Here is a 23,408-nt window from a genome sequence, read left to right as displayed (position 1 = left end):
GTCAGGCGGTGGTCCTTGCGCGGACGGGCAGTGATTCCCACGCCCGTAGTGTGTTGTTGGCATGCCGCCGTGGCTCGGCCGTCAGCTCGAACGATTCGACGTGGCGGGCGAGCGCCGTCAGCAGCGCCTCCGCCTCCAGGCGGGCGACGTGCTGGCCGACGCACTGGTGCAGGCCCATGCCGAAGCCGACATGGCCGGACGGGTCACGGGTGAGGTCGAAGCGCTCCGGGTCGGTCCAGCGGTCCGGGTCGTGGTTGGCGGCGCCGAGGAACATGAGGATCTTCGTGCCCTCGGGGATCACGGTGTCCGCGACGGTGACATCGGCCGTCGCGGTGCGGAAGAACGTCTGCACCGGCGACTGCCAGCGGATCGCCTCCTCGAAGGCGACGCGCGCCAACTCCGGCCTTCCGCGCAGCCGTTGCCACTCCTGCGGGTGGGTCGCGAAGGCGTAGAGGCAGGCGGCGAGGCCGTGCACGGTGGTGTCGACTCCGGCGGTGAGCAGCGAGCGCACAACGAGCGGCGCCTGCTCGCACGTGAGGTCGCCGCGGTCGGCCGCCGCCCAGATGTCGGCACCGAACCCAGCCGGGGCGAGCGCCTCGCGGGCGCACTGGGCACCCACCCACGCACCGAGGTCGGCGGCCCGATGGGCGTCGGCGGCCACGAGATCGTTGCGCGGGCCGAAGGCGTTGAAGGCCATGTTCCCGTACGGCAGCAGGTGCTCACGCCCGTCGGGGCCGAGCCCCACGGCGTCGGGGAAGACACGCAGGGGGAAGGCCTCCGCGAGCGCCGGGAGTGCGTCGAACTCGGTTCCCTCCGCGAGGACTTGGTCGACGAGTTCCTCGGCCGCCGCGGACCACCTGTCCCGCAGGCGACGCAGGGCGGGTGGGGCGAGGATGTCCCGCAGGACGCGGCGGGGCGCATCGTGCCGGGGCGGGTCGGCCTCCAGGAGCAGGCTGGGTTTGCGCCACGGTTCCTCGTGGCGGAAGTTGGCGAGGCCCACACCGGAGCCCGACTCGAAGTGCTGCCAGTCGACGAGCGCGGCGTGCACCTGCTCGTAGCGGGCGAGCGCGTGCACGTCGTAGCGGGTCAGACGCACGACGGGCCCGGCCTCGCGGAGTGCCCGGTGCAGGGGCTCGGGGTTCAGCAGGTGGTCGCGGGCGAACGGGTCGGCGTCGCTGACAGGGGGCGTCACGTCACACACTCCTTCGTGCACTGGCGGGCATTAGAGGTCGAGTACGAGGCGGTCCCCGCAGGACCGCGACACGCACACCAACATGCAGTCACCGGCGTCTCGTTGGTTGTCTGTGAGGACGGAGTCCATGTGGTCGGGCTCGCCGTCGAGCACGGGCGTCAGACATGTCCCGCACGTCCCCTGCTCACAGGACGACACCACGTCCGCCCCGGCGCCGCGCACCGCTTGGAGCACGGACACATCGGGGTCGACGCGCACGGTGCGCGCACTGCGCCGCAGTTCCACGTCGAAGGCGGTGTCGCGGGCAGGGGCTCCGCGCTCTGCGGCGGTGAACCGCTCGGTGCGCAGCGCGTGCGGCGCCCAGCTCCTGCACGCCTCCTCCACCGCGGCGAGCAGTGGGGCGGGCCCGCAGCAGTACACCTTGGCTCCGGCCCGCGGCGTCCCCAGCCAGGCGTCCAGGTCGAGCAGCCCCCTCTCGTCCTGCGGCACGACATGCACGCGCCCGCCGTACGCCGCGGCGAGTTCCTGACGGAAGGCCATGGAGGCGCGGGCCCGCCCTCCGTACAGCAACTGCCAGTCCACCCCCAGCAGTTCCGCCTGCTGGATCATGGGCAGGAGCGGCGTGATGCCGATACCCCCGGCGACGAAGAGGTACGACCCCGGGTCCGCGAGCGGTGCGAGCGGGAAGTTGTTGCGCGGGCCGCCGATCCCGACCCGGTCGCCCGCCTTCAGCCTGTCGTGCACGTACGCGGAGCCGCCCCTGCCGTCCGGCTCCCGCAGCACGGCGACACGGTAGGTGCCCGGGTCCCAGCGGTCGCCGCACAGGGAGTACTGCCGGACCGTGCCGTCCGGGAGGACCAGGTCGATGTGGGCGCCCGGTGTCCAGTCCGGGAGCCGGGCCCCGTCCGGGTGCGCGAGCGTCAGTGACACCACGCCCTCCGAGATGGGTTCCTTGCCGATGACCACGCCAGTCCCGACCACGCTGTCGCCTCCCGTCGTTGGGTTGGCAGGAAGGATGCGCGGCCGCGCCCGGCCTCCGCGAGGCCTTTCTCAACCAGTGAGAGGCGAACCCGAACGCGCCGCCAGCGCCCGGGAGATACCGCGTGCCGCCGTCCGCACCACCGGCACCACCGCGGCGGAGCCCTCCTCGTTCGGCACGATGACCGACAGGGTGGCGCACACGTCGCCGTGGGCGTCGCGCACGGGCGCCGCGATGCCCAGCGCGTCCGGGTGGACGTAGCCGGGGCAGCCGGCGAAGCCCTGGCGGCGGATGTCGGCGAGCAGGGCGCGCAGTCCCGCGGCCGTGCCCGGAGTGTTCGCCGTGTACCGGTGGAGGGGTTCGGCGCACACCCGCTCCAGCAGGTCGGCGGAGCCGTGGGCCAGCAGTACGAGACCGCTGGAGGAGGCGTTCAACGGCAGCCGGCCCGCGATCCGCGTGTAGTTGATGACACCGCCGGGTGCGCTCAGCCGCTCCAGGAACAGCACCTCGTCGCCGTCGAGGACACCCAGCTGGACGTGGTGGCCCACGACGTCGTGCACACCTTCCATGAACGGCATCGCGGCGTCCCGCAGCGACAGGGCGGGCGAGGCCCGGGTCACCAGTTCCCACATGCGCATGCCGATCCGCACCCGGCCGTCGTCGTCGCGGGCGAGGAACCCGTGCGAGACCAGCTCCGCGACCAGGCGGGACGCCGTGGCCACGTGCAGGCCGGTGCGCCGCGCGATCGCGGAGACGGTCAGGGCGGGTTCGTCGGGTGTGAACGCCTCGAAGATCCGCACGGCCCTGGACAGCACCGATTCGCCGCTCTGTGTCCTCACCCGGCCATCATCTGCGCACGGGCGCCGGGGTCAAGGGGCGACCTCCGATCCGATCTCCTCGGCCACTTCCCTGAGCCAGATGTGCGTCGGGTCGTGCGTGTGCACGGGGTGCCACCACAGGGCCTCCTGCAGCGGCACCGACTCGTAGGGCGGCGCCATGATGCGCACCGGGGCCGCCGAGCCGAGGAGTTCGGCGAGGCGGCGCTGGACGAGCGCGATGCGGTCGGTGCCCGCGACCAGGAACGGCAGCATCGCGAAGTGGTCGACGGAGACCTCCACGCGGGGTTCGATGCCGAGCATGCCCAACTGGCGTACGGCAGGGGCGTCGTAGGTGCGCTGGTAGGTGACCCACGGCAGCCGCGAGAGGTCGTCGAGGGTGAGCCGCTCGCCGACCTCCTCGTTGCTGTCCGCCACCAGGAAGACCCACTCATCGGCGAACAGGTCGGTGCGCGGCATGTCACTGACGACGCCGTGCGGCATCAGCAGCCCGTCGGAGGTGCTGAGCAGCACGCCCAGGTCCTCGACCACGGTGGGCGGTGTCCGGGTGAAGCGGAGCCTGACGTGCGGCGCCTCGGTGTGGATGCGGCGCGCGAGGGCCGTGCCGAAGACGGCGACGGCGTAGTCGGAGGCCATGAGCGTGAACGTGCGGCTCTCGGTGGCGGGGTCGAAGTCGGCCTGGCTGCTGAAGAGGCGCTCCAAGAGGTCGTACGCGGTCGAGGTGCGTTCGAGGAGGACCTGGCCGAGCGCGGTGAGTTCGTACTGGCCGCCGTTGCGCGCGAGCAGTTCGTCGCCGAAGTGGCGGCGCAGCCGGGACAGGGCGGCGCTCATGGCGGGCTGGCTGAGCCCGACGCGCTGACCTGCCCGTGTCACGTTGCGTTCCTCGAGCAGGGCGCGGAGGGCGACGACGAGGTTGAGGTCCAGGCGGGACAGGTTCACGGCGGGTCCTAAGGGGCTCGACGGCTGCTGCCGCCACTCTACGACGGGCATCCATCGGGTGGATGCAAGGCATCCACACAATCTATTTCCCTGATCGGGGGTGGAGGGGCCAGATTGGTCCTGACGCCGTCTGGAGGACACACCTGTGAAATCTGAAGCAGCCGCCCCGCTCTTCGCCGGTCCCTACGCCCTGGGGACCCTGTCCGACGCCGAACGCCCCGCGTTCCCGGCCCTCGTCCGCAGCGACGGTACGGTCGTCGATCTGTGTGCCGCACTCGACGACGCCCGCCTCACCATGCTCGATGTCCTCGACCGGTGGCAGGAGTTGGAGCCGCGGTTCGCCGGTCTCGCGGCCGAGGGCCCGGCGGACGCGGCGAACGTCGACGCGTTCCGGGTGCATGCCCCGATCGCGCCGCGCCAGGTGCTGCAGTCGGGCGCCAACTACCGGCAGCACGTGATCGATCTGCACGTCGCGCACAAGGCTCCGGGCGACGAGCGCCCGGAGGACGAGCGGCGCGCCGAGGCCGCGGAGATCATGGACCGCCGGGCCGCCGATGACCTGCCGTACGTGTTCATCGGCCTGCCGGGCGCGATCACAGGACCGTACGACGAGGTCACGCTGCCTGCGTGGGCCGAGAAGCCGGACTGGGAGCTGGAGTTGGCGGCGGTCGTCGGTCGCGCCGCGCACCGGGTGTCGGTCGAGGAGGCCCTCGAGTACGTCGCCGGGTACACGATCGCCAACGACCTGACCGATCGCGCCACGGTGTTCCGCAGGGACATGCCGCAGATCGGCACGGACTGGCTGCGCAGCAAGAACGCGCCCGGGTTCACCCCGCTGGGGCCGTGGATCGTGCCGGCGTCCTCCGTCGGTGACACCTCCGATCTTCAGCTCACCCTGAAGCTGAACGGCGAGACCATGCAGGACGAGTCCACCAAGGACATGATCTTCAATGTGGCCCGCATGGTGTCCTACGCCTCGCAGTGCGTCGAACTCCGACCGGGCGATCTGGTGTTGACGGGTTCGCCCGCCGGCAACGGCATGCACTGGGGGCGGCTGCTGCGCGACGGCGACGTGATGGACGGCTCCATCACGGGCCTCGGCGCCCAGCGCACCCGCTGCGTCGCGGAGGTGGCGCGGTGAGCCTGGACAGGAACGACCCCGAGGGCGCGATCGCCGAGGCCGCCAAGTCGTACTCCAACTGGGGACGTTGGGGCGAGGACGACGTGCTCGGCACGCTCAACTTCCTCGACGAGGCCAAGCGGCGCGAGGGCGCGAAGCTGGTGCGGCGCGGCGCGAGTTTCTCGCTGTCGCAGCGCTTCGACATGGAAGGACCGCAGAAGGGCTGGCGGCGCCGCACCAACCCGGTGCACACGATGCTCGACACCGGCACCGACGCCGCGCTCGCCAACCAGGGTTTCCCGCACGGGATGGGCGGCGCCGACGACGTCATCGCGATGCCGCTGCAGTGCTCGACGCAGTGGGACGGGCTCGGCCACATCTTCGACCACGGCAAGGCGTGGAACGGCCGCGACGCGGCCCGCACCGTCACCTCCGACGGCGACCTGGTGACCGGCATCGAGCACATGGCCGCCCATGTCGCGGGACGCGGCGTCCTGCTCGATGTGGGCCGCGTCGTCGGCGAGGACGGCGAGCTGCCCGACGGCTTCGCCATCACCGAGGACCACCTGGCCGCCACCGCCGAGGCGCACGGGGTGACCGTCGGCAGGGGCGACATCGTGGTCGTGCGCACCGGGCGGCTCGCCCGCGCCCGCCGCGAGGGCTGGGGCGAGTACGCGGGCGGCCCCGCTCCCGGCCTGTCCTTCACCACCGCGGGCTGGCTGCACCGCACGGAGATCGCGGCGATCGCCACGGACACCTGGGGCTTCGAGGTGCGGCCCAACGAGTTCGAGCACGCCTTCCAGCCGCTGCACCAGGTCGCGATCCCCAACATGGGCCTGCTGATCGGCGAGATGTGGGACCCGGACGCGCTCGCGGAGGACTGCGCGCGCGACGGTGTGTACGAGTTCTGGCTGACCGCCCCGCCCCTGCCGATCACCGGCGCGGTGGGCTCCCCGGTCAACCCCGTCGCCGTCAAGTGACCCTCAACGGCCTTGAGGAACAGAGGAGTTCCCCTATGAGCACACCCCGTACCGTCCTCGTCATCGGTGGCGGCGCGGCCGGCAGCGCGGCGACGATCCTGCTGCGCCGCGCCGGGGTCGCGGTCGACCTGATCGAGGCGAAGGACGACTGGAACGCCACCGCAGGCTCCGGCATCACCCTGCAGGGCAACGCGCTGCGCGTACTGCGCGAGCTGGGCGTGTGGGACCAGGTGGAGAAGTCCGGATACGGATTCGGCGCGGTCGGCATCACCGCCCCCGACGGCACCGTCCTGCACGTCGCCGAGGACCTGCGCACCGGCGGCGACGACCTGCCCGCGACCGTCGGCATGCGGCGCCCACGGTTGCAGGGCATCCTCATCGACGCGGTGCGCGCGAGCGGCGCCACCGTGCGGCTCGGCGTCCGCGCCGACGCCCTCGACCAGGACGCCGACGGAGTCACCGTCCGCCTCACCGACGGCAGCGAGCACCGCTACGACCTCGTGATCGCCGCCGACGGCCTGGGCTCCGCGACCCGCGCCGCCATCGGCATCACGGACAAGCCGGAGCCCACCGGCATGGCCATCTGGCGCGTCGCCGCCCCGCGCCCGGCCGGGCTGACCCGCACGGACCTCGCGTACGGCGGCCCCGCCTACATCGCGGGCTACTGCCCGACGAGCGAGTCCACGATCTACGCGTACGTCGTGGAGGCCAACCGCGACCGCGCGACGGTCCCGGCGGACTCCTACGCCGACGAGATGCGCCGCCTGGCCTCGGCGTACGGCGGCCACTGGCCGGAGATCACCGGGCACATCACCGATCCGGCGCAGGTCAACTACACGTGGTTCGACCGGATGCTGGTCGAGGGCTCCTGGCACCGCGGCCGCGTCGTGCTGGTCGGCGACGCCGCCCACTGCTGCCCGCCGACCCTCGCGCAGGGCGCGGCCCTGTCCCTGGAGGACGCCTGGGTTCTCGCCCAGATGCTGACCGCCACCGACACCTGGGACGACGCGCTCCTCCAGGCGTACCACGAGCGGCGGGTCGCCCGTGTGCGGCCCGTGGTGGAGGCGTCCGTGCAGATCGGCCAGTGGCAGCTCGACGGGGTCCGTGACGCCGACGTGCCGGGCCTGATGGGGCGCACCATGACCATGCTGCGGGAGCTGCCGTGACGACACCGCACCCGACCATCGACGTGCACGCCCACATCCTCCTGCCGGAGATCGAGCAACTCGTCTCCTGTGAACCGGGGTTGGAGCAGGCGCGCGACCTGGACGCCCGGCGCAACGGCCCCGAGGCACTCGCCGTCAGCGGCGCCATGATCCGTGAACGCTTCCCCCGGCTCACGGATGTCACCGCCCGCCTCGCCGTCATGGACGAGCAGGGCGTGGACATCCAACTGGTCAGCCCATCACCTTCGCACTACCACTACTGGGCCGGGGCGGAGACCGCCGAGAAGGTGTACCGCCTCGCGCACGAGTCGGTGGCCGCGCACTGCGCACACGCCCCGACCCGCCTGCGCGGCCTCGGCCTCGCGCCGCTGCAGCACCCCGACCTCGCGGTCGAGGCCCTGGACCACGCCCTGGCCTCCGGGCTCCTGGGCGTCGAACTGTCCAGCCACGCGCCGGGCCGCGAACTCTCCGACCCCGCGTACGAGCCGCTGTGGGCGCGGGCCGCCGAGACGGGGGCGCTGCTGTTCCTGCACCCCTTCGGCTGCACGCTCGACGAGCGGCTCGACCAGTGGTACCTGTCCAACAGCGTGGGCCAGCCGACCGAGAACGCGGTGGCGCTCTCCCACCTCGTCTTCTCCGGCGTCCTCGACCGCCACCCCGGCCTGCGGATCGTCGCGGCGCACGGCGGCGGCTATCTGCCCACGCACCTCGGCCGCGCCGACCACGCGTGGGCGGCGCGCGCGGACGCCTCGGCGGGATGCGCCGAGCGGCCCAGCAGCTACCTGCGGCGCCTCTACTTCGACTCGCTCGTCCACGACCCGCACGTACTGCGGGAGTTGGTGCGCGTGGCCGGCCCCGACCGGGTGCTGCTCGGCTCCGACTTCCCCTTCGACATGGGCAGCGAGGACCCGCTCGGCGCCCTGCGCGCGGCCGGGCTGCCCGCCGCCGACTTCGACGCCATCCGGGGCGGCACCGCGGCCGCCCTCCTCCGGAAGGACTGACCAGCCATGACCCGCCTGCTCACCCACCTCCGCCACGTCAACCTGGCCGTGCCCGACTACGACAAGCAGCTCGACTTCTACGCCGGTGTCTGGGGCCTCACCAAGGTCGCCGAGGACTCCGGCATCTCCTTCCTGGCCGCCGAGGGCTCCCCGGAGCAGTACGTCGTCCGGCTCCGCAAGGCCGAGGAGAAGCGCCTCGACCTCGTCTCGTACGGGGCGGCGAACCCGGCCGACGTGGACATGCTCGCCGAGCAACTCCTGGCCGGTGGCGTCCAGTTGATCTCCCAGCCGGGCAAGGTCGACACCCCCGGCGGCGGTTACGGATTCCGCTTCTTCGACGTCGACGGGCGCACCATCGAGGTCTCCACGGACGTCGAGGTGCGACAGCACCGCAAGATCGAGGAGAAGGAGGCCATCCCGGTCAAGCTCTCCCACGTCGTCCTCAACGCCCCGGACCTGAACAGGACTCGGGAGTGGTACGAGCGGCACCTCGGCTTCGCCCTGTCCGACACCCTGTCGTCGCCGCACATGGGCGAGGTCATGCACTTCATGCGGATCTCCAACCAGCACCACTCGATGGCGATCGCGCAGGGCCCGCACACGGCGCTGCACCATGTGTCGTTCGAGATGCGCGGCATCGACGAGTACATGCGCGGCTCGGGGCGGGTCATGCGGGCGGGCTTCAAGAAGATCTGGGGCCCCGGCCGGCACATGGCGGGCGACAACACGTTCACCTACTTCCTCGACCCGCACGGCAACACCGTCGAGTACACGACGGAGCTGGAGGAGCTCGACGAGGACACCTGGCACCCGCACGTCTACGACTTCTCGAAGCCCGAGGTCACCGACCAGTGGGGCACGGCCAACGCGATGAACGAGCTCGTCGCCAAGGAGTCGTTCAACGACCCCGACCGGGGTGTGTTCGTCGCCCCGCCGGTCTGAGCCGCCCGCCCCGCCTCCAGGAGTCCCCATGCGCTTCGCCACCTACACGTACGAACACGAGACACATGTCGCCGCCGTCGCGGACGACGGCACCCTGCACCCGCTCCCCGGCACACACTCCCTGACGGAGATCATCGCCGCGGGTTCCGACCTGTCGGCCCTCGGGCGGGCGGCCCTCGACACACCGCCCGGCCCGCACGTCTCCGACGTCCGGCTGCGTGCGCCGCTCCAGCCGTCCTCCGTACGGGACTTCGTCGCCTTCGAGGAGCACGTCGAGGGGGTGCGCCGCTCCGTGGACGGGGTGTCGGGCGTCCCCGAGCAGTGGTACGCGGCGCCGACGTTCTACTTCTCCAACCCGCACGCCGTGTACGGGCCGGGCGACGACATCCCTATGCCGCCCGGTTCGGCGGTGCTCGACTTCGAGCTGGAGGTGGGCGCGGTGATCGGCCGCGAGGGCCGCGACCTCACGCCCGAGGCGGCCCGCGAGCACATCATCGGCTACACGGTGTTCAACGACTGGTCGGCCCGCGACCTCCAGTCCGCCGAGATGAAGGTCGGCCTCGGCCCCTGCAAGGGCAAGGACACCGCGACCACGCTCGGCCCGTACCTGGTGACCGCGGACGAGCTGGACCCGTACCGCGACGAGGAGGGGCTGCTCAGGCTCGCGCTCACCGCCGAGGTCAGCGGGGAGGTCGTCGGCAAGGACCTGCTGTCCAACATGAGCTGGACCTTCGAGGAGATGGTGGCGTACGCCTCGCGCGGCGCCCGCGTCGTCCCCGGTGACCTCCTCGGCTCCGGCACCTGCGGCAACGGCGGCTGCCTCGCCGAACTCTGGGGTGTCCGGGGTGAGCAGACCCCGCCGCCGCTGAAGCCAGGGGACACGGTCTCGCTGACCGTGGAGGGCATCGGCACCGTCACGAACACCGTGGTCGCCGGCGCCGCGCCGATCCCGCTGCCGACCGGGCGCCGCCGCCCGCGGGAGCGTCCGTGACCGGGTCCGCGTCGTCATCCCGCCTTGCAGGCAAGGTCGTTGTGGTGACCGGCGCGGCACAGGGGCAGGGCGCCGCCGAGGCGGCGGCGCTCTCCGCCGCGGGCGCCCGGGTCGTCGCGACCGACATCCGGGAGGCGGCGGGCTGCCGCGCCCTCGATGTCACCGACCCGACCGCCTGGGCCGCGCTCGCGGCCGAACTGGGCGACACCTACGGGGAGGTGCACGGGCTGGTCAACAACGCGGGCATCACCTGGCGCGCCCGGCTCGGGGACGTACGGCCCGAGGACTTCGAGCGCGTGCACGCGGTGAATGTCACCGGGCCCCTCCTGGGCATTCAGCACCTGAGCCCGCTGATGCCACCGGGGTCAGCGATCGTCAACGTGGGCTCGTCGGCCGCGCTGACGGCGCACTATCCGGTGGCGTACACGGCCAGCAAGTGGGGCCTTCGCGGGCTCTCACAGGCCGCAGCCCTGGAACTCGGCCCGCGCGGCATCCGCGTCAACACCGTCCACCCCGGCTTCATCGAGACGGACATGACGGCGTCCGCGGCCCCCGCGTTCCGCGAGTCGAATCTCCGCGAGACACCACTCGGCCGCACCGGCGGCGTCGAGGAGGTCGCCCCGCTCGTGGTGTTCCTGCTGTCGGACGCCGCCTCGTTCATCACCGGCGCCGAGATCCCGGTCGACGGCGGGCTCACCGCCCACGGAGGCGTCAAGTCCATCTCGGACGCGCTGCGGCCCTGACCGGACCTAATGCGAACCCGGCGTGTGTCCGAACGCGCGCCGGAACACATCGATGAACGCGCTCGTCGACGACCAGCCGCACAGATTCGCCACGGTCGTCACCGGCGTCCGGTCCGCGAGCAGGATCAGCGCGTGGTGCAGGCGCAGTTGGGTGCGCCACTGCGGGAACGTCATGCCGAGGTCCGACCGGAAGAGCCGGGACAGCGTGCGGTCGCTCGCCCCGACCTCCCGGCCGAGTTCGGCCAGGGTGCGACGGTCGGCCGGATCCGCGTGCAGGAGGTCGCACACCGAGCGGAGCAGGGGATCGGTCGGCGTCGGCAGGTGCAGCGGCTGCTGCGGTGACAGCTTGAGCTGGTCGAGCAGCACCGCACGCAGCCGGGCCCGTTCGGGGCCCTCGCCCTCGGGCGTGCGCGTGTACTCGACGATCAGCTCGCGCAGCAGCGGGCCGACGGCGAGCACCGCCGGGGTCGCCAGGCCGAGCGGGTTCTCGGTCGCGGGCAGGCCCACGAAGTGCAACTCCACGTCGCCGTGCGCCTGGTGGGCGTGCACGGTGTCGGCGGGCACCCACAGGGCGCGGGTGCCGGGCGCGACCCACGACCCGGCGTCGGTGGTGACGGCGACGACGCCCCGGCCCGCGTAGACGATCTGGTGGTCGTCGTGCCGGTGCGCGTCGATCTCCGCGCCGTGCGGCATGTGCCGCGTGTACGTGGGCGCCACGGGGGTGTACCGGACGGCGTGGCGGTTCTTCGACATTGTCTGGCAGGTTATCGGAAGCGGGACAGCACGGCCGCTCGCGACGATGGCCGGGTGCGAAAGAACACCTCCATTCCCCTGCTTTCCGTCGGGCACGCGTGCGTGGACGTCTATCAGGGCGCCGTCGCCTCGCTCGTGCCGTACTTCGTCGCCGAACGCGCCTACAGCTACGCCGCCGTGTCCGGCATCGTGCTCGCGGCCTCGCTGCTGTCCTCGGTGGCGCAGCCGGTCTTCGGGCTGCTCACCGACCGCCGTGCGATGCCGTGGCTGCTGCCGCTGAGCACGCTGCTCGCGGGCGTGGGCATCGCACTGAGTGGCGTGAGCGATTCGTACGCGGTCACCCTCGCCGTCGTCGCGGTGTCCGGGATCGGCGTGGCCGCCTACCACCCGGAGTCGGCGCGGGTGGCCCGGCTCGCGAGCCGGGGCAGCCACAGCGCGATGGCCTGGTTCTCGCTCGGCGGCAACGTCGGCTTCGCGCTGGCCCCGCTCCTTGTCGCCGCCGCGGTCGCCGCGGGCGGTCTGCGGTTCACTCCCCTGCTGGTGCTGCCCGCAGCCGCCGGCGCGGCGATCTGTCTGCCGGTGCTGCGCGCGCTGGGACGCCGCGAGAACACGCCGTCGGCCACCACCCAGGCCCCCGCCAGGGACGACGTTCCGGCGTTCGTCCGCCTGTCGCTCGCGGTGGTGTGCCGCTCCATCGTCTTCACCGGCCTGAGCACCTTCGTGTCCCTGTACGCGACGCAGCGCATGGGCGGCAGCAAGGCGGCGGGCACCGCGGCCCTGTTCGTGCTCTACGTGGGCGGCGCGGTCGGCAGCGTCCTGGGCGGCGCCCTCGCGGGCCGCTGGGACCGGGTCACCGTCTCGCGCTGGTCGTACCTGCTGACGGCGGCGTCGGTGGCGGGCGTGGTGTGGGTGCCGGGCCCGGGGCTCTACGGCTTCCTCGCGCTCACCTCGGCCGGCCTGTACGTCCCGTTCTCGCTGCAAGTCACGCTCGGGCAAGACTACTTGCCCTCCCGGGTCGGCACGGCGAGCGGCATCACGCTCGGCCTCACGGTGAGCATCGGCGGCCTGGCGAGCCCTCTCATCGGCACCGTCGCCGACCAGACGTCGCTGCGCACCGCCCTGACGCCGCTGATCCTGATGCCGCTGCTGAGCTGGCTGCTGTTCCGGACGCTGCCGGAACCGAGGGGTGCGAGTACGGTAGCCGATGATCGATCATTGCTCAAAGAACCAGAGCCACAGCCCGAGCCGAAGACCTGACCCGAGGAGCGCCACCTTGTCCACTCCGCCGTCCACCGCCCCCCTCGCCCGCGTCCCGCTGCACGAGCAGGTCCGCCGCTTCGTCCTCGAAGGCCTGGTGGCGGGCCGCTGGGAGCCCGGCGACCGGATCGTCGAGCGGCGGATCGCACAGGAGCTGGGCGTCAGCCAGGCTCCTGTGCGCGAGGCGCTGCGCGAGCTGGAGACCCTGGGCCTGGTGGCGTCCGCACCCAACAAGGGTGTGCGGGTACAAGAGCTGACCGTGGCTCAGCTCCACGACGTCTACCAGGTGCGCGCCTCCCTGGAACGGCGCGCCGTCACGCTCGCGGCGCCGCGCATGGCCGGCGACGTCACCGTCCTTGAGGGCCACCTCCTGGCCATGCGGCGCGCGGCCGCCGAGGGCAGGGCCGACGAACAGGCCCTGCACGGCGTCGCGTTCCACCGCGCGATCGTGTACGCCTGCGGCAACCCCGTACTGATCCGGCACTGGGACTGGCTGGGCGTGGAGGCCTGGACCCGGCTGTCACTGGGCCTGCTGCGCACGGAGCTGCACGACAACGCCGAGGACCACGAGGAGCTCGTCGAGGGCCTGCGCCGGGGCGATCCGCACCTGGGGCGGCTGATGGAGCTGCACGTCCTGGACTATGCCGACCACACCCAGAAATGATCGATCATTGGAAACTACTCACGGGTAATCGTTGACCCGCCCCTTCTGCGCGACCTAGCTTCTGCATTGAGGAATTGATCTTTCACAGTGCGGAAGGACGGGCCCCTATGTCTCCGATGTCCCGCAACCATCAGCTGGACCAACTCCCCGAGCCCGACCCGCAGGAGGTCGCCGAGTGGCTGGCCTCCGTGGACGGCGCGGTCGGCGCCGTCGGGCAGCGGCGGGTGGGCCGGCTGCTGCGCCGCGTCGTCGACCACGCGCTGGCGGCGGGCGTGCCGTTGCCGCCGCCGTCCACCACCCCGTACGTCAACTCGATCCCGACCGACGCCGAACCGGCGTACCCCGGCGACGAGTCGATGGAGTCGCGGATCACCGCGTGGAACCGGTGGAACGCCGCGGTCATGGTCACCCGTGGCAACGAACGCGGCGGCCTCGGCGGCCACATGGCCACCTACGCCTCCGCCGCCTGGCTCTACGAGGTCGGCTTCCAGCACTTCTTCAAGGGCAAGGACGCCGACGGCAGCGGCGACCAGCTCTACGTCCAGGGGCACGCGTCGCCCGGTGTCTACGCCCGCGCGTTCCTCGAAGGGCGGCTCACCGAGGGTGAGTTGGACCGGTTCCGGATGGAGGCGGGCGGCGGCGGACTGCCCTCGTACCCGCATCCGCGGCGGCTGCCGTGGCTGTGGGAGTTCCCGACCGTGTCGATGGGGCTCGGCCCGCTCTCGGCCATCTACCAGGCCCGCTTCAACCGCTACCTCCAGCACCGGGGCATCAAGGACACCAGCCGCAGCCATGTGTGGGCGTTCCTGGGCGACGGCGAGATGGACGAGCCGGAGTCGACGGCCGCGCTGAACCTCGCCGCCCGCGAGGAGCTCGACAACCTCACCTTCGTCGTCAACTGCAACCTGCAGCGCCTCGACGGCCCCGTACGCGGCAACTTCAAGATCATGCAGGAGCTTGAGGCGCAGTTCCGCGCGGCCGGCTGGAACGTGGTCAAGGTGCCGTGGGGCGTGGAGTGGGACGGCCTGCTCGCCACGGACACCGACGGGCTGCTCCTCGACGCCCTCGACACGCTGCCCGACGGGCAGTTGCAGACCTTCGCCGCGCGCGACGGCGCGTACATCCGCGAGCGGCTGTTCGCGGGACCGCTCGCCCCGCTCGCCCGCCCGTACTCCGACGAGGACCTCGCCCGGATCGTGGGCACCTCGCGCGGCGGCCACGAACCCCGCAAGATCCACGCCGCGTACCGGGCAGCCGTCGACCACCGGGGCGCGCCGACCGTGGTCCTCGTCCAGACGGTGAAGGGCTGGACGCTCGGCCCCGGCTTCGAGTCGCGCAACGCCAACCACCAGATGAAGAAGCTCTCCGGCAAGGAATTCCGCGCCATGCGCGACCTGTTGGAGCTGCCGATCCCCGACGCGAAACTCGGCGAGGACCTCGTGCCGTACGCGCACCCGGGCACCGACTCCGACGAGATCGCCTACCTCCGGGAGCGGCGCCGCGCGCTCGGCGGCCCGGCGCCCGCGCGCCGCGTCGCGCGCCGCCCGCTGCCTGCGCCGTCGGCCAAGCCGTTCGAGGCACTGGCCAAGGGCTCGGGCGGTCAGGAGATCGCCACGACGATGGCGTTCGTCCGGCTGGTCAAGGAGCTGATGCGGGAGAAGGGGACCGGCCCGCGCTGGGTGCCCGTCGTCCCCGACGAGGCCCGCACCTTCGGCATGGAGTCCCTGTTCCCCTCGGCCGGGATCTACTCCCCCAAGGGCCAGACCTACGAGCCCGTCGACCGCGACCAGCTCCTCTACTACAAGGAGTCGACGAGCGGTCAGATCCTCAACGAGGGCATCACGGAGGCCGGTTCACTGGCCTCCTTCACGGCCGCCGCCACCTCGTACGCGACACACGGCGAGCCGATGATCCCCTTCTACATCTTCTACTCGATGTTCGGCTGGCAGCGGACGGCCGATCAGTTCTGGGCACTCGCCGACCAGTTGGGCCGCGGCTTCGTCATCGGCGCCACCGCGGGACGCACCACCATGACCGGAGAGGGCCTGCAGCACGCCGACGGCCACTCGCACCTGATCGCCTCCACCAACCCGGCCTGCCTGCCCTACGACCCGGCCTTCGCCTACGAGGTCGGTGTCATCGTCCGGGACGGCCTTCGCCGCATGTACGGGGAGGATCCCGAGGACGTCTTCTACTACCTCACCGTCTACAACGAGACGAAGCTCCAGCCGCCGATGCCCGAGGGCGCCGGTGTCGAAGAGGGCATTCTGCGCGGCCTGTACCGCTACCGCTCCGCCGCGGACCCGGCCGCCGGCTCCCCGCGCGTCCAGCTCCTCGCCTCCGGCACGGCGATCCACTGGATCCTGGAGGCGCAGCAACTGCTCGCCGAGGACTGGGGCGTCGCCGCCGACGTGTGGTCGGCGCCGTCCTGGACCCTGCTGCGCCGCGAGGCGATGGAGGCCGAGGACGCGGGCCGGGTCCCGTACGTCACCGAGGCCCTCGCCGACGCGCCGGGCCCCGTCGTCGCGGTCTCGGACTGGATGCGCGCGGTGCCCGACCAGATCGCGCCGTGGGTGTCCCAGCAGTGGACCTCCATCGGCACGGACGGCTTCGGCCTCTCCGACAACCGGGCCAACGTCCGCCGCCACTTCGGCGTGGACGCCGAGTCCGTGGTGGTGCACGTGCTGCGCACCCTGGCGGCGCGCGGCGAGGTCGGGCCGGACGCCGCGGAGCGGGCCGCCGAGCGCTACGGCCTGGCGGGGAAGAGGGAGAGCGGGACAGCCGCCTCCGTCTCCCCCGCCCTCGCCACGCCGCTGGTGCGCAGGCTCGCGGCCCGCTCCGGCGTCGACCTGTCCACCGTCACCGGCACGGGCGTCGGCGGCCGCATCCGCAAGCAGGACGTCACCTCGGCCGGTGCGGGCGTCGGGCTCGCCCGATAGAGCCTCGCTAGCTCACCCCCGTCAGGCGGCTTCCCGAGCCCTGCGCGGCCACCTCCGCGTGGGGCTGCTCGGCCGTCACGGCAGTCACCTCGCGGACCGTCACCGCCAGGTTGTTGCCCGCGGTGAAGTAGGGGCCGATCCGCACCTGTTGGCCCCCGGCTCCCTCGTGGAGGGCCGGGGGCACGATGTCGGTCCCCTTGCGCCGGGCCACGTCCCCGCCGATGCGGCCGACCGGGATCCGCGCGCCGCGGTCGACCAGGTACAGGTCCCAGAGCTCGCGGTCCTCTCCGGCGGCCTCGCACCACTCGGCGAAGTCGGCGTGCGGCACCGAGAACCACACGCGGTCGCCGGTGACCACCACCTCCGCCGACTCGAAGGAGGTGTCCTCGCCGCGCCGCGCCGCCACCACCACGGTGTCGTCGCCCAGCTGCCGTCCGAGGACGCGTCCCTCCACGATGAGGGCGGACCCGCCCGTGTCCACGGTGCCGATCTCGAGGTGTGCGGGGCGGGACCAGGCCCGTACGGCGAGCTGCCCCCGCTCCGTGGTGAAGGGGATCCGGGAGACCACCCGGCCGCCCGTCACCTCGGGCGCCCGGCCCACCAGTTCCGCGCTCTCCACGGTCGAGGAGTCCGCCCGGCGACGTACGCCGTCGTCCGTGCGCTCCACGTACACAGCCCACTCCCCTTCACCGAGCACCTGGTCCGGGCCGACGCGGGCGCGCAGGAGCTGCGACTCCGGGCGGAGCGGCAGGCGCAGCTCCTGGTCGCCCTGCTTCAGGACGAGCGCGGCACGGGAGGTGTGCACACCGGCGATGTCCACCACGATGCCCCCGTCGGCGGCGACCCGTGTGCGGGCAGTGGGGTGGAAGCCGGGGACGCGGGTGAGGCGCTTGGCGCGCCGGGGCATCAGGGTGCGCACGGCGGGGGCGAGGACGGGGCTGCGCAGGGTCGCGCGCAGGACGGGGCGGACGAGGGTGCCCGCGCGTGCGCGCACCACGCTGCGCACGGGGCGGCGTACGGGCGCCGGTGTCGTCGGTGTGTCGAGGGCCCCGGCGCCGCCCAGCTCCGACACCAGGGCGAGGAACCGTTCGGCCGCCGTCCGCGGAGTGAAGGTGAGTGCCTTCGCCCGCGCGGCCTCGGCCATCGCGCGGCGCCGCTCGTCGTCCTCGATCAGGTCGAGCAGCGCGGCGGCGAGCGCCTTCGGGTCGCCGGGCTGCACGAGGTATCCGTCGCGGCCGTCGTCGATGATCTCGCCGGGGCCGTACGGGCAGTCGGTGGCGACCACGGGCAGGCCCGCGTGCATGGCCTCGACGAGGGTCATGCCAAAGGACTCGGCGTTCGAGGAGACCGCCGCGATGGATCCCTTCGCCCACTCGGGCTCGATGGGGGCGACGGCGCCCATGAGCCGTACGTGGTTGCTGAGGCCCGCCGCCATGACCTGCGCGCGCAGCCGCCCCGCGAGCCGGCCCCGCCCGTAGAGGCGCAGCGACCAGTCGGGGCGCTTGGCCACGACGTGGCCGAAGGCCTCGATGAGCAGGGCGTAGTTCTTCACGGGGATGAGGCGGCCGGCGGCCACGACCACCTTGTTGCGTCCGGTGGAGGCGGCGACGTCCGGTACGGGGACCGCGTTGGGGATGCAGCGGATCTCGGTGTCGACCCCGGGCAGGGCTTCGCGGTAGCACTCGGCGTCGGCGTAGGAGACGGTGGTGAAGGCGTCGAGGGCGGCGATCGCCTCGTCCTGCGCCGACTGGATGGCCGGCTTGTGCATGCTGTGCGTGAGGTGTTCCTGCCCGATGCGCAGGGCCCTGCGGGGTCCGTGCTCGGCGAGCATGACGTTGATGCCGGGCCGGGTCCCGACGATCACGTCGGCGTCGGTTCCCTCCAGCCACTCGACGACGCGTCGGTCGGTGAGGGTGCTGCAGTGTGCGTACGGTCCGTCGGCGCGGAGGTACAGCTTCGAGGGAGAGGCCTCCGGATCGTGCTCCGGGTCGAAGGCGGCGGAGCCGCGCCGCGCGTCGACGAGCGGACGGATCCTCACTCCGGGTGCTGGCGTCAATGCGGGGTGTTCTCTGGATCGCACGACCGATGCGATCTCCACTTCGTGGCCCGCCGCCGCGAGTGCGCCCGCGAGGTTCATCGTGGAGCGGATGGTGCCGCCGATGCCGTAGGCATTGAAGAGCAGAAAGCTGATTTTCATCCGTGGGACGCCCGTTCTGATGTGCTGGGACCGACGCGTGGGGTGACGTCTCCCGTCACATTAAATGCACAAATAGGGGCAAACGCGACACCGGGCGTTGTGTCGCGCGCCAAGTTTCGGCCGGTAGCGGCCAGTTGGGTCGTCCACCATGTGGACGACGCGCCTGACGGGCCGTCCGCTCACCGAGCGTGGCGGCCCGGGGACGCTTCGGTCACAGGCCTCCCACGAGGATCTCGCCGTTCTCCTCCCGCGCCGGATAGACCTTGATCGGCTTCACCGCGGGCGGTGACAGCGGCTCGCCGGTCGTGAAGTCGAAGACGCTGCCGTGGCAGGAGCAGAGCAGTCCGTCCTCGGTGACCTTGCCGGCGGACAGGTGGCAGGCGAGGTGGGTGCAGTAGTTGGCGCTCACGTACACATCGCCTTCGAAGCGGGACACCGCGAGTTCCAGGTCACCCACGAAGAAGCGGCGCACGACACCTTCGGGGACCTGACCCGAGCGGGCCACCTTCACGTACTCGAGTTCCGTCTCCACCGTCAGTTCCCCCCTGTCGCGGCCGCGTCGGCGACCGGCTCCGCGAGCTCCGTGCGTTCCATGAGTTCCATCAGGTCCGTGTCCTCGTCGGCGAGGAGTTCGGGGTCGGGGCGGGCGCCGCGTGCGACGAGTTCCTTCGCCGCGTACACGTCGCCGCCGCGCTCCGCGGCGAAGGCCGCCCGCAGGACGCCGTCGGCCAGGTAGAAGGCGATGAAGTCGCGCTCGTCGAGCGAGCCGCGGACCACCAGGCGGTCCCAGCCGTGCGGGTCGCCGCAGTGCTGGAGATTGAGGCCGAACTGGTCGGACCAGAACCAGTGCGGGTCGTCGTACACCACGCTCCGGCCCAGGATGTTCTTCGCCGCGGCCATCGCCTGCTTGTTGGCGTTGTCGAAGTGCTCGACGCGCACCCACCGGTCGTACAGCGGGTGTTTGTGGTTGGCGATGTCACCGGCCGCGTACACGCCGGGCACGCTGGTGCGGCAGTGCTCGTCGACGAGGACGCCGTTGGACACGGACAGGCCCGAGGCGCGGGCCACCTCCGTGTTGGGGAGCGCGCCGACCGCGACGACGACGGCGTCGCCCGCCACCTCGAGACCGCTCGTCGTGGTGACCACGACGGCGTCTGGTGTCGTACGGACCGTGCTGACGGTCTCGCCGGTGTGCAGCTCGACGCCGCTGGTGCGCTGCAGGTCCGCGCAGAATCCGCCGAGCCGCGCGCCGAGCACGCCCGCGAGCGGCACCCGCGCCTGTTCGATGACGACCGGGGTGACACCTCGGGCGAGCGCCGTGGAGGCGACCTCGGAACCGACGAACCCGGCGCCGACGATCACGACGCGCCCGCCGGGCTTCAGGAGATCGCGCAGGCGCAGCGCGTCGGCCATGCCCCGCAGGTGCACGATCCGCTCGTCGTCCTCGGGGATGCCCGGCAGCCTGCGGGCGCGGGCCCCGGTGGCGAGCAGGACGCGGTCGGCGGGGACACGGGCGCCGTCGTCGAGTTCCACGGCGCGGCCCGCGGTGTCGATGCGGCGGGCCTCGGTGCCGAGCCGGAGCGTGATGTCGTTGTCGCGGCACCATGCCTCGGAGAGCAGCTCGGCGTCCTCGGGCCCCTGCGAGCCGTCGAGGAGTTCCTTGCTGAGCGGCGGGCGCTGGTAGGGGGCGTACGGTTCGTCGCCGATCAGCGTGATGGTTCCGGTGAAGCCGCGGCGGCGCAGGGTGCGGGCGGCGACGGCGGCGCTCTGGCCCGCGCCGACGACGGCGACGCTGCGGGGTGTCTCGGGCTGCTCGGGCATGGGGCTCACTCCTGTACGGGCAGGGCCGCCGCGGCGGCCGTGAGGGACTCCGCGTCGACCTGGACCCGGCCGTCCGCCACCCGCACCGGGTAGCCGGGCTGGCACTCGTCCCGGTCGTCCGCCTGTCCGGTGCGCAGGTCGAAGGCCCACTGGTGGCCGGGGCAGATCAGGCGGCCGCCCAGGACGGTGCCGCGGGACAGGGCCTTGCCCTTGTGCACGCAGGCGTCGGCGAACGCGTAGACCTCGCCGGCGTCGTGGAAGAGGGCGATACGGGTGTCGCCGACGGTCACGAGTTTCTTGCGGCGCCTGCTGAGATCGGCGAATTCGGCGACGTCCACCCAGTCGGACATGGGCTCCCTCCCTGTTCTTTCGGTCAGGTCTGTGGGACACGGAAGGGGGCGGCACGGGCCGCCCCCTTCCGGCCTTCCGTCACGCCGCCGCGGTCCGCTCCAGATCCGGGCTGACATACGTGTCGTAGAGCGCCTTCGTGTACGCGAAGCGCATCTCGGCGCCCCAGCGCACGAATTGGAGGCAGCGCTGCTGCAATTGCGGGGTGTCGGCGTGGTCGAGCACGATCTGATAGCCGCGTTCGCCGTGCACGACATCCGAGGTGATGTGGAGTTCGAAGAACTCGATCTCGTCCTCGGTGAATCCGTAGGACCCGCGCAGCGGAACGATCTGCTTCTTGTAGATGCTCGGGACCTGCGATTCGAGGCCGACGACGAGCGCGGCGGTGGCGACGACGAAGTGCTCGCGCATCGCCACGGCGTAGCACCAGGACTGGAGCCCGCGGGTGACCGCGTTCATGTTGGACGGGTCCTCGACGCGCTCGCGCGTGGTGCCGCAGGCCTCCGCGAAACGGATGAGGAGATCGGTGTGGCGGATGTCCGCGATCTCCTCCTCGTACATGTTCTGGAGGGTGAAGTCCTTGGCGCCGGTGAATTCGTCCGGGGTGTTTCCGTAGATGTAGCCGAGGTAGTCGGCGAAGGGGCCGACGTAGTGATAGTGGTTCTCGGCCCAGCGCGCGAAATGCTCCCGCTTGAGTTCGCCGTCCGCCCACGCCCTGCTGAAGGAGGCGTTCTTGGCCTCGCGGCCCTTGATGGCGTCTTCGAGAGCGCTGCGGAATTCGTCCCTGGAGAGAAGCTCGGTCATATTGCGGCGTCCTTTCCGCTTTCCGGATGACTCCAAAGTAGGCGGGGCGACTTGAGAGGTGGATGGTGTTTGTGCACAGGCCCCGCGGCGATCTCTGTGCACAGTGCCGGACGGCTCCCCGCGTGGGTCAGAACAGCACCGTGGCGAGCGCCGTCGCCGCCGCGAGTCCCGCGACCACGGGCAGGAAGCAGTGGCGTACGAGTTCCTGCACGGGCACCCGTGCCACGCCGGCGACGGCGAGCAGCGAGGACCAGGCGATGAGGGTGCCGCCGCCGGTCCACACCGAGCCCATCTGGCCGACGGCGGCAAGGGTCGCCGGGTCGGTGTGCGCGGCCGGGCCGAGCGCCCCCGCGAGCGAGCCGGTCAGCGGCAGGCCCGCGAAGCCGGAGCCCTCCAGGCCCGTGATCATGCCGATGACCAGGATGGCGAACGACAGCATGAAGCCGTTGTCGGGGATGTGCTGGTCGACGGAGGCCACCAGGTCGAAGAGGAGTGCCGGCGGCTTGGCGTCGTGCACGCCGGTGATCTGCGAGATGAACTCGGCGTTCCCGAGGAAGAAGAAGCCCGCGATGGGCACGACGACACCCATCGCCTTGAACGCGAACACCAGGCCGTCCACGACGTGCGAGGCGGCGGTGGTCAGTCCGTGGCTGCCGTCGATGCTGAAGACCGCCGCGAACAGCAGCAGCATCGCGACACCGCCGACGAGACCGGCGGCCTCGTCGCCCTGCACCTCACCGACGACGTTCGTGAACTTGCCGAGGAGCATGTAGCCGACGATGGCGGCGAAGGTGACCGGGACGAGCACGGCGAACAGCCGGGAGCGGCGCACCGGTTCGGGCTTCGGCGGCGCCGCGACCGCCTCCGGTGCGGGTTCGAGGACCTGCGTGGCGGTGTCCCCGTCGGTGGCGGCGCGGGTCGCGGCCGCGGCGGCCGCCCCCTTACCGATGCCGCGCGCTCCGGGCGAGCCGCCGAGCTGCACCTCGGCGCCGGTGTCCAGCCCGTTCTTCTGGGCGAGCCAGCGCAGTTCGTGCTCGTCGCTCGCCAGCCCGAAGGAGCGCCGCCCCCGCAGGTACAGATAGATCAGCGCCACCGCGCCCGTGATCAGCGAGAGCACCATGGCCCGGTCCGCGACCGCGCCGGTGCCCACCCCGGCCGCCTTCGCGGAGAGCCCCGGCGCGACCTGGATGACGTAGTCGCTGGAGAGCGCCATGCCCTGCCCCGCGATGGCCATCACCGCGCCCGCGGTCATCGCGGGGAGCCCGGCCCGGATCGCGGCGGGCAGCAGGATCGCGCCGATGAGGGGCACGGCGGGCGTCGGCCAGAAGAAGAGACTGATGAAGTACGTGGCGGCGGCGATGGTCAGGAACGCTGCCCGGCCGCCCCGCATGAGCCCGCGGAACGGGCGCACCATGCGCTGCTCGGCGCCCATCGCGCGCAGGCCTCCGAGCAGCGCGGTGATGATGGCGATGATGAGGAAGATGGAGAAGAGTTCACCGGCGGCCGTCAGGCTCGCGGTGAAGATCGAGGCGAGTCCCTTGACGAGGTCGCCGCTGTAGGCCCAGGCCGTCAGGAAGGTCGCGAGGACGGCCGGTACCACGATGTTCCGGCGCGCGATCATCACGCCGATGATGACGACTACCCCCGCGAGATACGTCCAGTGCGCAGCAGTGAGTTCCACGTCCGCACTCCCTACCCGGCGCCCGGCGCTGCGGGGCCGAAGTCCGTTGGTTGTC

Annotated in this window: 21 protein-coding genes; 10 read left to right on the top strand and 11 right to left on the bottom strand. The window is 72.0% G+C overall.

Translation table 11 applies throughout. From position 1 onward, the window contains the following. Window position 1 precedes the first annotated feature (1 nt). From ACZ7L4_RS01120 to ACZ7L4_RS01105, 4 genes are all read right to left on the bottom strand, one after another. Window positions 2-1,192 carry a cytochrome P450 gene (locus ACZ7L4_RS01120; RefSeq protein ID WP_472098601.1) on the bottom strand — a complete coding sequence of 397 codons (1,191 nt, stop codon included), beginning with the start codon at window positions 1,190-1,192 and terminating at the stop codon, window positions 2-4. 30 nt (window positions 1,193-1,222) lie between these two features. Beyond that, on the bottom strand, window positions 1,223-2,173 hold the full coding sequence (locus tag ACZ7L4_RS01115) for a PDR/VanB family oxidoreductase (protein WP_472098599.1): 951 nt from the start codon (window positions 2,171-2,173) through the stop codon (window positions 1,223-1,225). A gap of 69 nt (window positions 2,174-2,242) precedes the next feature. After that, a complete protein-coding gene (locus tag ACZ7L4_RS01110; RefSeq protein ID WP_472098598.1) occupies window positions 2,243-3,010 on the bottom strand; it encodes an IclR family transcriptional regulator in 768 nt (255 codons plus the stop codon). Between the two features lie 30 nt (window positions 3,011-3,040). Continuing rightward, window positions 3,041-3,946 carry a LysR family transcriptional regulator gene (locus ACZ7L4_RS01105; protein ID WP_472098597.1) on the bottom strand — a complete coding sequence of 302 codons (906 nt, stop codon included), beginning with the start codon at window positions 3,944-3,946 and terminating at the stop codon, window positions 3,041-3,043. A 145-nt stretch (window positions 3,947-4,091) separates the two neighbouring features. On the opposite strand from ACZ7L4_RS01105, the gene ACZ7L4_RS01100 reads away from it, so the two are divergent. The 7 genes from ACZ7L4_RS01100 to ACZ7L4_RS01070 are packed head-to-tail and all read left to right on the top strand — an operon-like array spanning window position 4,092 to window position 10,889. Then, window positions 4,092-5,087 (top strand): fumarylacetoacetate hydrolase family protein, encoded by a 996-nt coding sequence (locus ACZ7L4_RS01100; RefSeq protein WP_472098595.1) that lies wholly within the window; start codon window positions 4,092-4,094, stop codon window positions 5,085-5,087. Further along, complete coding sequence (locus ACZ7L4_RS01095; RefSeq protein WP_472098594.1) at window positions 5,084-6,046, top strand: cyclase family protein; 963 nt, start codon at window positions 5,084-5,086, stop codon at window positions 6,044-6,046. Before ACZ7L4_RS01100 ends, ACZ7L4_RS01095 begins: the two co-directional genes overlap by 4 nt. Before the next feature lie 35 nt (window positions 6,047-6,081). Next, window positions 6,082-7,212, top strand: a complete 1,131-nt coding sequence (locus tag ACZ7L4_RS01090) for an FAD-dependent oxidoreductase (protein WP_472098592.1) — start codon at window positions 6,082-6,084, stop codon at window positions 7,210-7,212. Next, window positions 7,209-8,213, top strand: coding sequence for an amidohydrolase family protein (locus tag ACZ7L4_RS01085; protein WP_472098590.1), 1,005 nt, complete (start codon window positions 7,209-7,211; stop codon window positions 8,211-8,213). The genes ACZ7L4_RS01090 and ACZ7L4_RS01085 overlap by 4 nt, the downstream gene beginning before the upstream one ends. A gap of 6 nt (window positions 8,214-8,219) precedes the next feature. Continuing rightward, the gene (locus tag ACZ7L4_RS01080) at window positions 8,220-9,155 is read left to right on the top strand and encodes a VOC family protein (RefSeq protein ID WP_472098588.1); all 936 of its coding nucleotides are present in this window, start codon (window positions 8,220-8,222) and stop codon (window positions 9,153-9,155) included. Between the two features lie 28 nt (window positions 9,156-9,183). Further along, window positions 9,184-10,146 carry a fumarylacetoacetate hydrolase family protein gene (locus tag ACZ7L4_RS01075; RefSeq protein WP_472098587.1) on the top strand — a complete coding sequence of 321 codons (963 nt, stop codon included), beginning with the start codon at window positions 9,184-9,186 and terminating at the stop codon, window positions 10,144-10,146. Window positions 10,147-10,190: 44 nt separating this feature from the next. After that, entirely contained in the window at window positions 10,191-10,889 is a 699-nt protein-coding gene (locus ACZ7L4_RS01070) for an SDR family NAD(P)-dependent oxidoreductase (protein ID WP_472098585.1), read from the top strand. A gap of 6 nt (window positions 10,890-10,895) precedes the next feature. On the opposite strand, the gene ACZ7L4_RS01065 is transcribed toward ACZ7L4_RS01070, so the two are convergent. Beyond that, entirely contained in the window at window positions 10,896-11,642 is a 747-nt protein-coding gene (locus ACZ7L4_RS01065) for an AraC family transcriptional regulator (protein ID WP_472098584.1), read from the bottom strand. Between the two features lie 54 nt (window positions 11,643-11,696). Between ACZ7L4_RS01065 and ACZ7L4_RS01060 the strand changes: the two genes are divergently transcribed. The 3 genes from ACZ7L4_RS01060 to aceE all read left to right on the top strand — a co-directional run bounded on the left by ACZ7L4_RS01060 (window position 11,697) and on the right by aceE (window position 16,502). After that, entirely contained in the window at window positions 11,697-12,899 is a 1,203-nt protein-coding gene (locus ACZ7L4_RS01060; protein ID WP_472098582.1) for an MFS transporter, read from the top strand. Window positions 12,900-12,915: 16 nt separating this feature from the next. Next, window positions 12,916-13,563 carry a GntR family transcriptional regulator gene (locus tag ACZ7L4_RS01055; protein ID WP_472098580.1) on the top strand — a complete coding sequence of 216 codons (648 nt, stop codon included), beginning with the start codon at window positions 12,916-12,918 and terminating at the stop codon, window positions 13,561-13,563. Window positions 13,564-13,670: 107 nt separating this feature from the next. After that, window positions 13,671-16,502 carry a pyruvate dehydrogenase (acetyl-transferring), homodimeric type gene (aceE, locus tag ACZ7L4_RS01050; RefSeq protein WP_472098579.1) on the top strand — a complete coding sequence of 944 codons (2,832 nt, stop codon included), beginning with the start codon at window positions 13,671-13,673 and terminating at the stop codon, window positions 16,500-16,502. Between the two features lie 7 nt (window positions 16,503-16,509). Here the strand turns inward: aceE and ACZ7L4_RS01045 are convergent, their stop codons facing one another. From ACZ7L4_RS01045 to ACZ7L4_RS01020, 6 genes are all read right to left on the bottom strand, one after another. After that, window positions 16,510-18,699, bottom strand: a complete 2,190-nt coding sequence (locus tag ACZ7L4_RS01045; RefSeq protein ID WP_472098577.1) for a glycosyltransferase — start codon at window positions 18,697-18,699, stop codon at window positions 16,510-16,512. 211 nt (window positions 18,700-18,910) lie between these two features. Next, the gene (locus ACZ7L4_RS01040; RefSeq protein WP_385754562.1) at window positions 18,911-19,231 is read right to left on the bottom strand and encodes a Rieske (2Fe-2S) protein; all 321 of its coding nucleotides are present in this window, start codon (window positions 19,229-19,231) and stop codon (window positions 18,911-18,913) included. A gap of 2 nt (window positions 19,232-19,233) precedes the next feature. Then, window positions 19,234-20,520, bottom strand: coding sequence for an NAD(P)/FAD-dependent oxidoreductase (locus tag ACZ7L4_RS01035; protein WP_472098575.1), 1,287 nt, complete (start codon window positions 20,518-20,520; stop codon window positions 19,234-19,236). A 5-nt stretch (window positions 20,521-20,525) separates the two neighbouring features. Next, window positions 20,526-20,870 (bottom strand): Rieske (2Fe-2S) protein, encoded by a 345-nt coding sequence (locus tag ACZ7L4_RS01030; RefSeq protein WP_472098573.1) that lies wholly within the window; start codon window positions 20,868-20,870, stop codon window positions 20,526-20,528. 79 nt (window positions 20,871-20,949) lie between these two features. Continuing rightward, window positions 20,950-21,672 (bottom strand): TenA family transcriptional regulator, encoded by a 723-nt coding sequence (locus ACZ7L4_RS01025; RefSeq protein ID WP_472098571.1) that lies wholly within the window; start codon window positions 21,670-21,672, stop codon window positions 20,950-20,952. A gap of 127 nt (window positions 21,673-21,799) precedes the next feature. Continuing rightward, complete coding sequence (locus ACZ7L4_RS01020) at window positions 21,800-23,353, bottom strand: hypothetical protein (protein ID WP_472098569.1); 1,554 nt, start codon at window positions 23,351-23,353, stop codon at window positions 21,800-21,802. Window positions 23,354-23,408 lie beyond the last annotated feature (55 nt).

Source organism: Streptomyces sp. NPDC107575 (assembly GCF_055657265.1).
This window is presented reverse-complemented; position numbering and strand designations above follow the sequence as displayed.